General features: G+C 73.8%; 14 protein-coding genes. 6 read left to right on the top strand and 8 right to left on the bottom strand.

From position 1 onward, the window contains the following. Positions 1-140 precede the first annotated feature (140 nt). Both EV386_RS15485 and EV386_RS15490 read left to right on the top strand, forming a co-directional pair. On the top strand, positions 141-1,925 hold the full coding sequence (locus EV386_RS15485; protein WP_207216549.1) for a ribonucleoside triphosphate reductase: 1,785 nt from the start codon (positions 141-143) through the stop codon (positions 1,923-1,925). Beyond that, positions 1,906-2,676: an anaerobic ribonucleoside-triphosphate reductase activating protein gene (locus EV386_RS15490; protein ID WP_242607998.1), complete on the top strand. Its 771-nt coding sequence runs from the start codon at positions 1,906-1,908 to the stop codon at positions 2,674-2,676. Before EV386_RS15485 ends, EV386_RS15490 begins: the two co-directional genes overlap by 20 nt. A 25-nt stretch (positions 2,677-2,701) precedes the next feature. Here EV386_RS15490 and EV386_RS15495 read toward each other — a convergent pair whose 3' ends face one another. The 4 genes from EV386_RS15495 to EV386_RS15510 form a co-directional block, all read right to left on the bottom strand. Next, positions 2,702-3,448 carry an MIP/aquaporin family protein gene (locus EV386_RS15495; RefSeq protein ID WP_130416219.1) on the bottom strand — a complete coding sequence of 249 codons (747 nt, stop codon included), beginning with the start codon at positions 3,446-3,448 and terminating at the stop codon, positions 2,702-2,704. A 69-nt stretch (positions 3,449-3,517) separates the two neighbouring features. Next, positions 3,518-4,345 carry an SDR family NAD(P)-dependent oxidoreductase gene (locus EV386_RS15500; protein WP_130416220.1) on the bottom strand — a complete coding sequence of 276 codons (828 nt, stop codon included), beginning with the start codon at positions 4,343-4,345 and terminating at the stop codon, positions 3,518-3,520. Further along, positions 4,342-4,872, bottom strand: a complete 531-nt coding sequence (locus EV386_RS15505; RefSeq protein WP_130416221.1) for a PH domain-containing protein — start codon at positions 4,870-4,872, stop codon at positions 4,342-4,344. The genes EV386_RS15500 and EV386_RS15505 overlap by 4 nt, the downstream gene beginning before the upstream one ends. 51 nt (positions 4,873-4,923) lie before the next feature. Further along, positions 4,924-5,562 (bottom strand): histidine phosphatase family protein, encoded by a 639-nt coding sequence (locus tag EV386_RS15510; RefSeq protein ID WP_130416222.1) that lies wholly within the window; start codon positions 5,560-5,562, stop codon positions 4,924-4,926. Positions 5,563-5,736: 174 nt separating this feature from the next. Between EV386_RS15510 and EV386_RS18875 the strand changes: the two genes are divergently transcribed. After that, a complete protein-coding gene (locus tag EV386_RS18875) occupies positions 5,737-5,865 on the top strand; it encodes a hypothetical protein (protein WP_278025451.1) in 129 nt (42 codons plus the stop codon). Positions 5,866-5,914: 49 nt separating this feature from the next. Here EV386_RS18875 and EV386_RS15515 read toward each other — a convergent pair whose 3' ends face one another. Both EV386_RS15515 and EV386_RS15520 read right to left on the bottom strand, forming a co-directional pair. Beyond that, positions 5,915-6,817 (bottom strand): DNA-3-methyladenine glycosylase family protein, encoded by a 903-nt coding sequence (locus EV386_RS15515; RefSeq protein ID WP_130416223.1) that lies wholly within the window; start codon positions 6,815-6,817, stop codon positions 5,915-5,917. Between the two features lie 30 nt (positions 6,818-6,847). Beyond that, a complete protein-coding gene (locus EV386_RS15520; RefSeq protein ID WP_130416224.1) occupies positions 6,848-7,450 on the bottom strand; it encodes a ribonuclease H family protein in 603 nt (200 codons plus the stop codon). Between the two features lie 145 nt (positions 7,451-7,595). Here EV386_RS15520 and EV386_RS15525 point away from each other — a divergent pair, with 145 nt between their 5' ends. After that, positions 7,596-8,759 (top strand): VIT1/CCC1 transporter family protein, encoded by a 1,164-nt coding sequence (locus EV386_RS15525; RefSeq protein WP_130416225.1) that lies wholly within the window; start codon positions 7,596-7,598, stop codon positions 8,757-8,759. A 5-nt stretch (positions 8,760-8,764) separates the two neighbouring features. On the opposite strand, the gene EV386_RS15530 is transcribed toward EV386_RS15525, so the two are convergent. Together EV386_RS15530 and EV386_RS15535 are read right to left on the bottom strand one after the other, a co-directional pair. Then, positions 8,765-10,126, bottom strand: coding sequence for a GntT/GntP/DsdX family permease (locus tag EV386_RS15530; protein WP_242607999.1), 1,362 nt, complete (start codon positions 10,124-10,126; stop codon positions 8,765-8,767). A gap of 73 nt (positions 10,127-10,199) precedes the next feature. Then, positions 10,200-10,772 (bottom strand): gluconokinase, encoded by a 573-nt coding sequence (locus EV386_RS15535; protein WP_207216550.1) that lies wholly within the window; start codon positions 10,770-10,772, stop codon positions 10,200-10,202. A gap of 62 nt (positions 10,773-10,834) precedes the next feature. Here EV386_RS15535 and EV386_RS15540 point away from each other — a divergent pair, with 62 nt between their 5' ends. Beyond that, complete coding sequence (locus tag EV386_RS15540) at positions 10,835-11,587, top strand: FadR/GntR family transcriptional regulator (protein ID WP_130416227.1); 753 nt, start codon at positions 10,835-10,837, stop codon at positions 11,585-11,587. 46 nt (positions 11,588-11,633) lie between these two features. Then, positions 11,634-12,947, top strand: coding sequence for an MFS transporter (locus tag EV386_RS15545; RefSeq protein ID WP_130416228.1), 1,314 nt, complete (start codon positions 11,634-11,636; stop codon positions 12,945-12,947). The last annotated feature ends 4 nt before the right edge of the window (positions 12,948-12,951 follow it).

Consider the following 12,951-nt stretch of genomic DNA (forward strand, 5'->3'; position numbering starts at 1 on the left):
GCGACGCATGAGGGCTGACATCATGTCAGCAACACACCCGACATGTTGTGCCTACTGGCCCTGCGGACCACTAGATGTTGTGGTACTTCTTGAACCACACGGCGGTGATTCACCGCCCTCTCACCGCGAAGGACGCACACATGGGCCGCAGCATCGACGTCGCCTCGACGATCGGGGAGTACCTGGACCGCTCGGACTGGCGCGTGCGCGCCAACGCCAACCAGGGCTTCTCGCTCGGCGGCCTGATCCTCAACGTGGCCGGCAAGGTGACGGCGAACTACTGGCTCGACGAGGTCTACGAGCCCGAGCTCGGCGAGGCCCACCGCTCGGGCGCCATCCACGTGCACGACCTGGACGTGCTGGGTGGCTACTGCGCCGGATGGTCGCTGCGCCAGCTCCTGCAGGAGGGCTTCGGCGGCGTCCCCGGCAAGATCGACTCAGGCCCCGCCAAGCACTTCTCCAGCGCGCTGGGCCAGGTGGTCAACTTCCTCGGCACGCTGCAGAACGAGTGGGCCGGCGCCCAGGCGTTCTCAAGCTTCGACACCCTCATGGCGCCCTACGTGCGCCGCGACGGCCTGACCTACCCCGAGGTGGTCCAGGGCATCCAGGAGCTCGTCCACAACCTCAACGTGCCCTCGCGCTGGGGCACCCAGACGCCGTTCACCAACCTGACGTTCGACCTGGTCTGCCCGGACGACTTCAAGGACCAGCACCCCATCATCGGTGAGGAGGTGGCCGACTTCACCTACGGCGACCTCGCGCCCGAGATGGCGATGATCAACGAGGCGTTCGTCGAGGTCATGACGGCCGGCGACGCCGCGGGGCGGGCCTTCACCTTCCCGATCCCCACGTACAACATCACCAAGGACTTTGACTGGGACGCCCCGGTCGCCGACAAGATCTTCGCGATGACGGCCAAGTACGGCACGCCCTACTTCCAGAACTTCGTGAATTCCGAGCTCAACCCGGGCGACGTGCGCTCGATGTGCTGCCGGCTGCAGCTCGACCTGCGCGAGCTGCTCAAGCGCGGCAACGGCCTGTTCGGCTCGGGCGAGCAGACGGGCTCGATCGGCGTCGTCACGCTCAACATGGCCCGGCTCGGGTTCGTGCACACCGGATCGTGGAGCGACCTGCTCGCGGCGCTCGACCACCTCATCGAGATCTCGGTCGACTCGCTGGAGACCAAGCGCGTGGCCGTGCAGCGGCTCATGGACGACGGCCTGTTCCCGTACACCAAGCGCTACCTGGGCACGCTCGACTCGCACTTCTCGACCATCGGCGTCAACGGCGTCAACGAGATGATCCGCAACTTCACCGGCGACCGCGAGGACATCACCACGCCCGCCGGCCGGCTCATGGCGCTCGAGGTGCTCGACCACGTGCGCGCCCGCATGGTCGAGGCGCAGGAGCGCACCGGTCACCTGTACAACCTGGAGGCGACCCCCGCCGAGGGCACCACCTACCGGTTCGCCAAGGAGGACCGCCGCCGGTTCCCCGGCATCCTGCAGGCGGGCACCGACGCCGAGCCGTACTACACCAACTCCTCCCAGCTTCCCGTCTCGTTCACCGACGACCCGTTCGAGGCGCTCGAGCAGCAGGAGGAGCTGCAGACCAAGTACACGGGCGGCACCGTGCTGCACCTGTACATGGGCGAGCGCGTCTCGGACGCGCAGGCGTGCAAGGCGCTGGTGCGCCGCTCGCTGGAGAGCTTCCGCCTGCCGTACATCACCGTCACGCCGACGTTCTCGGTGTGCGAGGTGCACGGATACCTCACGGGCGAGCAGCACGCGTGCCCCACGTGCGGGCGCGGCACCGAGGTGTGGACGCGCGTCATGGGCTACCTGCGCCCGGTGAGCTCGTTCAACACGGGCAAGCAGGGCGAGTACCACGAGCGGGTGACGTTCCGTGAGCCGGCCTTCGCCTGACCCCACCACCCCACCCGCACCCTCGGTGGTTGAGCCTGTCGAAACCACCCCACCCGCGCCCCCCGGCCCGGTGGTCGCCGGGCTGGTCCGCCTCTCCACGGTGGACTGGCCCGGCAAGCTCGCCGCCGTCGTGTTCCTCCAGGGCTGCCCGTGGCGGTGCGTGTACTGCCACAACGAGGACATCCTCGACCCGCGGGCGCCGGGCGCGATGGCGTGGTCCGACGTCGTCGCGTTCCTGCGCCGCCGCCGCGGCCTGCTCGACGGCGTGGTGTTCTCGGGGGGCGAGCCACTGCTGTCGCCCGCGCTGCCCGCGGCGATCGACGAGGTCCGCGACCTCGGGTTCGCCGTCGGGCTGCACACCGGGGGCGCGTGGCCCCGGCGCCTGGAGGCGCTGGCGGCCCGCGGAGCCCTCGACTGGGTGGGCCTCGACATCAAGCACCTGCCGGAGAAGTACGCACAGGTCACGGGCGTCACGACGTCGGGCTCGGCCGCGTGGCGGTCGCTCGACGTGGTGCTCACCCACGGCGTCGCGCACGAGGTGCGCACCACGGTGGACCCGACGGTGCACACGCGTGACGACGTCGTCGAGCTCGCGGCCCGGCTGCGCGCGCGCGGCGTGCAGCATCACGCGATCCAGGAGGCCCGCCCCGACGGGCTGGCGGCCGAGCACGCCGAGGCGTTCGACGACTGGCGCCTGGCGGACCTGCTGCCCGCGGACGAGGCGCCCGGAACCGAGCGCCGCGCCGCCTGACCGGCCCCGCTCGGCCCGGTCCCGCTCAGCCCAGCAGCAAGTGCCAGCCGCCCACGCCCAGCAGCCCGCCCAGGAGGGGCGCCGCGACCGGCACCCAGCCGTAGCGCCAGTCCGACCCGCCCTTGGCGCGCAGCACCGACGTCGGCAGCAGTTGGTGCAGCAGACGTGGCCCGAAGTCGCGCGCGGGGTTGAGCGCGGGCCCGGTCGGCCCGCCGAGCCCGACGACCAGGGCCCACACCAGGAACCCGATCCCCAGGTGCGCGACTCCCTGCTCCTCGCGCATGAGCGGGGAGTGCACCAGCGCCAGCGCGCACGAGAACAGGATGACCGACCCCAGCGTCTCCGACAGGAACCCGTTGAGCCGGCTGTGGGCCGAGTTGATGGTCGAGAACGTGGCCAGCACGTCCTGCGCGTCGTCGGTCAGGTCGTAGTACGGCTTGTGGGTCACCACGATGGCGAGCTGCCCGGCCATCGCGCCGAGCACCTGCGCGAGCCAGTACAGCGGCACCAGGTGCCAGGGGAACATGCCCCAGATCGCGAGCCCGAGCGTGAATGCCGGGTTGATGTGGTTGCCGCTGATCCCGCCGAACATCATCGCGGGGATCATGACGCCCAGGCCGTAGCCCATCGCGATGAGGCTCCACCCTCCGCGGTACCCCTTCGAGCCTTTGAGGTGCACGTTCGCGACAGTGCCGTTGCCGATGATGATGAGGATCGCGGTGCCGATGAACTCACACGCGAGCCGGATCCACAGGTCGACCGAGGGGTCCATTCGCACACTCTCGCAGCGCGCGCCGGGCCCCGCGCGCGCTAACGCGGCGGCGGCACGCGCCGATCGAGATCAGTTTTCGACGCGGCCCGGATCGTCGCCGTCGGCCGACCGGCCCAGGCCCTCCCAGGCGCGCCACGCGTCGAGCCGCGCCTGTGTCATCGGGATCACGGCGTCCGCGGCGAGGTCCCCGACGAGGATCCGCAGCGGCGGGGCGGGCGCGTCGACGACGGCGAGCACCACCGCCGCGACCGCCTGCGGCGTCGAGGCGCCCGGGGGGTGCCACGCGGCCGCGCGGGCGTCGTCGTAGGCGGGCAGCGGTGTGGCGTGGACGGCGGAGGCGCCGCGCCACGCGGTGTCCACAGGGCCGGGCTCGACCAGCGTGACCGCGACGCCGAAGCGCGCGACCTCCTGCGCGAGCGCGTCGCTCAGCCCCTCGAGCGCCCACTTGGAGGCGTGGTATCCGCCGAGGCCGGGCCACGCCGCGACGCCACTCGAGCTCGACACCTGCACGATGTGGCCCGACCCCTGCGCGCGCAGGAGGGGCAGGGCGGCCTGCGTCACGTGCAGCGCTCCGAAGAGGTTGACGTCGAGCTGGTCGCGCAGCAGCCGCGGGTCGAGCTCCTCGACGTACCCGAACAGCCCGTAGCCGGCGTTGTTGACGACGACGTCGAGGCGGCCGAGCCGAGCGTGCGCGGCGGCGACGGCGTCACGGGCCGCGGCGGCGTCGGTCACGTCGAGCGCGAGCGGCACGACGGCGTCGCCGAAGCGGTCGGCCAGGTCGCGCAGCGCGTCGAGCGACCGCGCGGTCGCGGCGACGAGGTCGCCCCGTTCGAGCGCGGCGACCGCGATGGCCCGCCCGAGCCCGCGGCTCGCGCCCGTGACGAACCACGTGGTCATGAGCGCCTGCGGGGCGGCTCGGTCGGGGGGCGCTCGCCGTCGTCGGAGCCGTCGTCCTGATCCCACAGGAGCTGCTGGATGGTGCGGTGCACCGCGTCCACGCGCGGCACGTCGTGCAGCACCATGCCGGGCTTCTCGGTCGCGTCGGCGATCACGAGCGTGCCGCAGCCGAGCAGCCGGTCGACCAGGTCCTTCTCGATCGAGATGTCGTTGATCCGGTACAGCGGGATGTCGCGCCCGACGCGCGTGACGATGCCGCGCCGCTCGGCGACGCGCTGGGTGGTGACCGCGTACGACGTCGTGCGCCAGCGCAGCCAGGGCAGGAACACCCATCCGACGGCGACCACGGCGGCCACGGCCAGCACCACCCAGGTGACGACGTCGTTGCTGGACAGGAGCATGACGGCGATCGCCGCCGCCACCAGCGCGAGGAACAGGGCGAACGGCCCGATCATCACCTTGGCGTGCGTGCGCAGGTCGAGCACGACGGACTCGTCGTCGATGAGGTTGCGATCGCGCAGGGCCATGCCCGCATGCTCCCACGAGCGGGTGACGCCCGGCCGCGGCGCCTCACGCGGTCACACGGTGGGCGGCAGGTTCCACCCCTCGATCGTGCGCAGCGAGTGCCCGTATCCGAGCAGGCAGATCGCCGCGGTGCCGAGCTCCAGCCGCTCACCGAGGCGCGGATCGGCGCCCAGCCAGGCCGTGGCGAGCACGCGCAGCAGGTGCCCGTGCGCGACGACGAGCACGTCGCCGCCGTCGCGCAGCGTCCGCTCGGCGCGCTCGACGACGGCGGTGGCCCGCGCGTAGACCTCCTCCAGCAGCTCGCCGGGGCGTCCCTCGGAGTGGGCGGGGTCGGGCGGCAGCGCGCGCACGCCGTCGGTGAAGATGCGGAACTCGTGGCCGATCAGGGTGGAGACCTCGTGCGCGGTGCGTCCGTCGACCGGCCCGTAGTCCCACTCCGCGAGATCGGGGTCGACGACGGCGCCGGCGAATCCCGCGAGCTGCGCGGTGCGCCGGGCCCGCGCCAGCGGGGAGGTGTAGACGGCGTCGAAGTCGTACGCCGCCAGCGCCGCGCCAGCCTGCCGGGCCTGGTCCTCACCGGCCCGCGTCAGCGGAATATCGGAGCGGCCGGTGTGCTGCCCGGTGACCGACCAGGCCGTCTCGCCGTGCCGCAGCAGGACCAGTTGGGGCTCTGGGGTCGGGGTGAGTGGCATGCCTCGATCGTCACCCCGCGCAGGGTGAATCGCCGCCTAAGTGACCCGGATCACATGCGTGGGGATGGATTTTGAGACCGAGTGCCACGCACAATCGGCACCTGTCCCCCGCGACGACGCGGGACCCCGCGGGACGTCCACGAGCCTGAGCCCGCTACGCATGGAGGAGCCACAATGAGCGAGACCGCGACTCTCAACCGATCGATCGCCAACCCGCGCCGCACCACGCTCGCCGGTCGCACGCACGCCGAGGTCACGGCTGCGCAGCAACCGGCGCGCGGCGAGGAGGACGCCGAGCGCTGAGCGGGGCGTCCCGCCCGCCACGGCGGGCCGGGCGGTCCGGCCTTTCGGGTCACATGCGTCGGTAGTCCGCGACTGCGAGCCGCGGCCCACGTCGCGGCGCCCGCGGGCGGCCCCCGACCGACAGGAGCCGCACCACGCGATGGCGGTGCGGTGAGTACGGCGCGAGCAGCGCGAGCATCGTGGCCTCGTCGGTGCGCTGCCCGGTCAGCGCCCACCCGACCGCCGCGGGTAGGTGCAGGTCGCCCACCGAGACGGCGTCGGCGTCGCCGAAGGCCCGCTGGGCCACCTCGGCCGACGTCCACGGGCCGACACCCGCGACCCGCTCCAACAGCGCCCGCGCCTCGTCACCCGCGAGCGAGGACGCCGTCTCCAGGCGCGCGGCCAGGCGCGCGCACGCCACTGCGGTGCGCGCCCGCCGCGGGTCGACGCCGGCGCGGTGCCAGTCCCACACAGGCGCCGTGGCCCACGCCTGCGGTGAGGGCGGAACCCGCATGCCCTCGGGGGCGGGCCCAGGCGCGGCAGCGCCGTGCTGCCACACGAGCCGGCGCCAGGCGGCGTGTGCGCTTGAGGCGTGCACACGCTGTTCGAGCACCGCGGGCACCAGCGACTCCAGCACGCGCCCGGTGCGCGGCATCCGCATCCCCCGCGCCCGCCGGGCGGCGTCACGCAAGGCGTCGGGAGGCGTGAACCCCGTGGCGTCGTCGTCCTCGCCGAGCAGCGCGGGCACGGCGTCGGCGGCCTCGCGCGCGCCGTCGCCCCACAGGGTCACGACGGCGTCATGGGGCCCGGCCTGGACGATGCGCTGCGTGAGGGGCCCGGTGGGCAGCAGCGACGTGCGCCACCAGGCGCCGTCGGGCGTGCGGCGCACCGTCGGGTCGGCTGGGCCGTGCCGGAGCGGGGCGAGCGTCAGCGCGACGTCGAGCGGTCGCGTCGAGTGGTGGCGTACCTCCACGCGCAGGACTCCCTCAGCCGCATCGTTCGCTCAGTCGAAGAGGGTGCCGAGCTCCCACTGCGGTTCGGCGTCGGGGCGCGACGCCTCGGCGCGTGCGCCGGCCGCGGTGGGCACGCGCGCCGCGCTGGGCACACGGGGCGCCTCGGGCTGGTGCAGCGTGTCGATGTCGGCGATGAGCACCGATCCGACCTCGCCGCGCCCGGCCGCCCAGTCCTCGGCGGCGTGGCCCGCGAGCTCGTCGGCGCGCTCGTTGAACGGGTTGCCCACATGGCCGCGCACCCAGCGGAAGCGGACCGGGCCCTCGCGGCCGGTGATGGCGGCGTCGATGGCCTGGACGAGCTCCAGGTTCTTGACCGGGCTGCCCGACGCCGTCCGCCAGCCCTTGCGCCTCCAGCCCTCCAGCCACTCGGACGAGCAGCGGATGGCGTACTGCGAGTCCGACTCGATGAGCAGCGGCTCCGGACCCGGGTGCGCCTCGACCGCCCGCAGCACCGCGGTGAGCTCGGCGATCTGGTTGGTGCCCGAGGCGGCGCCGCCCGAGTCGAAGCGCCCGCCCTCGTGGTCGATCCACGCCCAGCCGATCGCGCCTCCGGGGTTGCGCAGGCACGAGCCGTCGGTGCTGACGATGATCACGCCCGTGATTCTGCCCTGAGGCGCCGACAGCGTCGAGCATCCGGCGCACCCCGCGTGGCCCCTGGTCCTCTTGGACGCGGCCTCACCAGGCATGGATGGGGTGATGCGAAAGCGTGGTCGGGCCTCACCGCTCACAATCGATCTCATGGCCATCCTCACTCGCGCCGAGCGCTCCGCCGGGCAGCCCCCCGCCGGTCCGCGCTCCGCCGCCGACATCCGCCGATGGCGGCGCTACCTCGCCGACGAGCGCGCCGAGGCCGCCGTCTACCGCGACCTGGCGAGCCGACGTGACGGCGAGGAGCGGGACATCCTGCTCGCGCTCGCCGCGGCCGAGGGGCGCCACGAGCAGCACTGGCTCGACCTGCTCGGCGACGACGTCGGGCGCCCGCTGCGCGGCGACCGGCGCACGCGCGCGCTGGGCTGGCTCGCGCGGCGCTTCGGCGGCGTGTTCGTGCTCGCGCTCGCCCAGCGCGCCGAGGCCCGCTCGGCCTACACCGACGACGCCGACGCGACGCAGGCCATGGCCGCCGACGAGCAGATCCACGAGGAGGTGGTGCGAGGGCTCGCGACGCGCGGGCGCAACCGCCTGTCGGGCACGTTCCGCGCGGCGGTCTTCGGCGCGAACGACGGTCTGGTGTCCAACCTCGCGCTCGTGCTGGGCATCGGGGCGTCGGGCGCCTCGCAGCAGACCGTGCTGCTCACGGGACTCGCGGGCCTGCTCGCGGGAGCGCTGTCGATGGGCGCCGGCGAGTTCATCTCGATCCGCTCCCAGCGCGAGCTGCTGGAGGCCTCGACCCCCGGCCCGGGCGCCGCCCACGCCCTGCCGCACCTCGACGTCGACGCGAACGAGCTCGCGCTGGTCTACCGCGCGCGCGGCATGGACGCGCACGAGGCCCAGGCGTACGCCGACGGGGTGCTGACGCGCCTGGCGGTGGCCGCGGCGACGTCGGGCACGGGCGCGGTCCCCGTGGCGCCGAGCACGGCCGACCTCGGCGCGGCGACCAGCGCGAGCGCCGACGAGGACGACACGCACGGCACCGCCTGGGGCGCCGCGATCTCCTCCTTCTGCTTCTTCGCCTCGGGCGCCGTGGTGCCGGTGCTGCCCTACCTGCTCGGCGCGCAGGGTCTGGCCGCGGTCATGCTCGCCTCGGTGCTCGTGGGCCTGGCCCTGCTGGTGACGGGCGCCGTCACGGGCCTGCTGTCGGGCACCTCGCCGATGACGCGCGCGCTGCGCCAGCTCGCGATCGGGTACGGCGCGGCGGCCGTGACGTACCTCCTGGGGCTCGCCTTCGGCACCACGATCGGCTGACGCCGCTACAGCAGCAGTCCGAGCAGCATCACCACGCCGCCTGCCACGACCGACACGACGGTCTCCATGAGCGACCACGTCTTGAAGGTCTGGCCCACGGTCATGCCGAAGTACTCCTTGACCATCCAGAACCCGGCGTCGTTGACGTGCGAGAGGAACACCGAGCCGGCGCCGACGGCCAGCACCAGCAGCGCCGCCTGAGTCGGATCGAGGCCCGCGGCGATCGGGGCCATGATGCCGGCGGCGGTGATGGTCGCCACGGTCGCCGAGCCGGTGGCGACGCGGATGAGCACGGCCACGAGCCAGCCGGCGAGCAGCGGGCTCAGGTGCGCGGACGTGATGGCGTCGGCGATGACCTGGCCGACGCCGGAGTCCACCAGCGTCTGCTTGAAGCCGCCGCCGGCGCCGACGATGAGCAGGATGCCCGCGATCGGCAGGAACGACGCGCCGACCAGGTCGGACAGCTCGGCGCGCGAGCGCCCGACGCCGAGGCCGAACACGCCCAGCGCGACGAGCGAGGTCAGCAGCAGCGCGACCAGCGGCGTGCCGAGGAACAGGAACGCGCTGCCCACCGCCGTCGTCTCCTGGTGCAGCACCTCGACCACGGCGCGCGCGAGCATGAGCGCCACGGGCAGCAGCACGACGCCGATCGACACCCAGAAGCTCGGGCGGCGGCTGCCGTCGGCGGGGGCGTCCGAGACGCCGAGCACCGTGGTCGGCGGGTCGAGGCGCACCCAGCGCACCAGGATCGTGGCGAGCACAGGGCCCGCGAGCACGACGGTCGGGACGGAGACCAGCAGGCCGAGGCCGAGCGTGAGGCCCAGGTCGGCGCCCAGCGCGTCGATGGCGAGCAGCGGGCCGGGGTGCGGGGGCACGAGCCCGTGCAGCGCGGAGAGCCCGGCCAGGGCCGGGATGCCCACGAGGATCGGCGAGACCCGGGCCCGGCGGGCCACGAGCATGACCACGGGGATGAGCAGCACCACGCCGACCTCGAAGAACAGCGGGATGCCCACGATGAACGCGATGAACGCGAGCGCCCATGGCACGCGCCGCGCGGGCGTGCGGGCGAGGATCGTGTCGACGATCTGATCGGCGCCGCCCGAGTCGATGAGCAGTTTGCCGATGATCGCGCCGAGCGCGATGAGCACGCCCACGCCGCCGACAGTGGATCCGAGGCCCTTCGAGAACGAGTCGAAGGCGGCGACCAGGTCGGTGCCCGCGACCAGCGCGAGCACGCCCGAGCCGATCACGAGGGCCAGGAACGGGTGCAGCTTGGTCCAGACGATGAGCGCGACGATGACGGCGATGCCGATCACCGCGGCGAGCACGAGTTGCCAGGTGGGGACCGTGGGGGCGGAGGTGAGCATCATCGCTCCTTCGTGGCGGCGAGGCCGATGGGTGTCGGCGGGGTCGGGGTCGGTGGTGTCGGGGTCGGTGGTGTCAGGGCCGGGTCGAGCGGCACGCCGCGGCCAGGTGCGCGACGACATCCTGGGCGAGCCGCTCGGGGCGCGCCGCGACGTCGAGCACGACGCCCGGCTCGTCGGGGCCGAGCGGCTCCAGGGTCGCGAGCTGGCTCGTGAGCATGTCGGGCTTCATGAAGTGGCCGGCGCGGCCCTGGATGCGCTCGCGCAGCAGGTCGGCCGAGCCGGTCAGGTGCACGAACAGCACCGGTCCGGCCTCGCGCAGCAGGTCGCGGTAGGCCCGCTTGAGCGCGCTGCACGGCACGACGGCGGGGCGTGAGGCGGCGTGCTGCGCGGCGAGCCAGTCGCGGATGCCGCGCAGCCAGGGCCAGCGGTCGTCGTCGTCGAGCGGCACACCGCTGGCCATCTTGGCGACGTTGGCCGGCGAGTGGAAGTCGTCGCCCTCGGCGAAGGCGGCGTCGAGGCGGCCTGCGAGCAGGGCGGCGACGGTCGTCTTGCCAGAGCCGGCGACGCCCATGACGACGACGAGCGGGGCGCAGGAGCCTGCGGAGTCAGGGGAGGGGGAGACGTCGGTGTCCACGCCCGACAGCATGGCCCATTGGTAACACCTTTGGCAAGTGATTGGTGATACCAATCGACCGGTACCCTGGCCCCGTGCCAGAGAAAGCGCTCCACGGCCCGGTGCTCGACGCCCTCGGCCGGCGCATCACCGGCGGAGACCTGCCCGCGGGCGCGGTGCTCACGCTCGAGGGGATCGGCGCCGAGTTCGGCGTCTCGCGCACCGTCGCGCGCGAGGCCATGCGGATGCTCGAGAGCTTCGGGCTCGTGCGCTCGCGCCGCCGCGTCGGCATCGTCGTGCTCGCCATGGACGACTGGCAGGTGCTCAGCCCGCGCGTCATCGCCTGGCGGCTGCAGGGGACCGGGCGCGTGGACCAGCTGCGCACGCTGACCGAGCTGCGCCACGCCGTTGAGCCGCTGGCCGCCGCCGGAGCGGCCCGCCACGCCACCGCCCAGGTGCGCGCCGAGCTGCTGGAGATCGCCCGCCGGATGCGCGCGCTCGGCGAGGCGGGCGAGGGCGACCACGAGGACTTCCTCACCCTCGACGTGCGCCTGCACGAGCTGCTGCTGCGCTCGAGCGGCAACGAGCTGTTCGGCGCCCTGGCGGGCGTCGTCGCCGCAGTGCTCTCGGGGCGCACGGCGCTCGGACTCATGCCGGCCTCGCCCGATCCCAGCGCCCTCGACGGCCACGAGGCCGTGGCGCGCGCGGTCGCCGCGGGCGACGCCGCCGCCGCGCAGGACGCGATGTCCGGCATCGTCGACGAGGTCCAGGCCGCGCTGCTCGTGGTCGACGACGCGCTCGCCGCCGCCCCGTCGCACACCACGTCCACCGCAACGTCCACCGCGTGACGCCGTCGTCGGGCACTCGGGAGCCTGGGGCTACGATCACGGAACCATGCCCCGCCTGCTCGCCGACCTGACGCCTCTGCGCGTCTCGCCGGACTTCCGCCGCCTGTGGTGGGGCCTCGGGGTCTCCAACCTCGGCGCGCAGCTCACCGTCGTCGCCGTCGGCCTGCAGGTCTACAGCCTGACCCGCTCGACGCTCGCCGTGGGCACGCTCGGCGTCTTCGCGCTCGTGCCGCTCATGGTGCTGGGCCTGTACGGCGGCGCGCTGGTCGACCGCTACGACCGACGCACCGTCTCGCTGCTCGCCTCGATCGCGCTGTGGCTCGTGACCATCGCGATCGCGCTGCAGGCATGGTTCGACGTGCGCTCGGTGCACCTTCTGTACGGGCTGGTCGCGCTACAGTCCGCGGCGTTCGCGATCAACAACCCCGCGCGCTCGGCGATCATCCCGCGGCTGCTGCCCGCGCACCTGATGCCCGCGGCCAACGCCCTGCAGACGCTCGCGCTCAACGTCGCGCTCACCGGCGGGCCCGTGGTGGGCTCGGCCCTCGTGCTCGCGGGCGGCTACGCGTGGGCCTACACGATCGACGCCGTCGCCTTCACCGCCGCACTGTGGGCCACCTGGCGGCTGCCGAAGCTCCCGCCGCAGGCGCAGCCCGGCGCGGGGGACGCCGACGACGGCGCCGCGCCGCCGCAGCGCGCGGGCGGGCTGCGGTCGGTGCTCGACGGGCTGCGCTACCTCGCCACGCGACCCAACCTGCGCACCTCGTTCGTCGTCGACCTGTGCGCCATGGTGCTGGCCTTCCCACGCGTGCTGTGGCCCGCCGCGGGCCTGGTGTACCTCGGTGGCGGGGCGGGCACCACGGGCGTGCTCGCGGCGGCGTTCGCGGCGGGCGGCATCCTCGCCACCCTGTTCTCCGGGTCGCTCGGCCACGTGCGCCGGCAGGGCCGCGCGATCGTCTGGGCGATCAGCGCCTGGGCGGTCTCGATCGCGCTGTTCGGCGTCGTGCTCGTGCTCGTGGGGCGCGGGCGCCCCTCGGGCGTGCTGCTCGGCGCGCTCGTGGTCGCCTGCCTCGCGCTGGCGCTCGCGGGCGGCACCGACGCCGTCTCGGCGATCTTCCGCCAGTCGATCCTGCAGACCGCCGCGCCCGACCACATGCGCGGGCGCCTGCAGGGCGTGTTCATCGTCGTCGTCGCGGGCGGGCCGCGCCTGGGCGAGCTGTGGCTGGGCGCGCAGGCGAGCTGGTTCACCGAGGGGTGGGCCGCCGTCGCGGGCGGGCTGCTGTGCCTCGCCGCGCTGTGGCTCGTGGTGTGGCGCACGCCGCGGTTCTGGCGCTACGACGCGCGCACGCCTGAGCCCTGAGGCC

This window comes from Xylanimonas ulmi (assembly GCF_004216535.1).
Taxonomy (GTDB): Bacteria; Actinomycetota; Actinomycetes; order Actinomycetales; family Cellulomonadaceae; genus Xylanimonas; species Xylanimonas ulmi.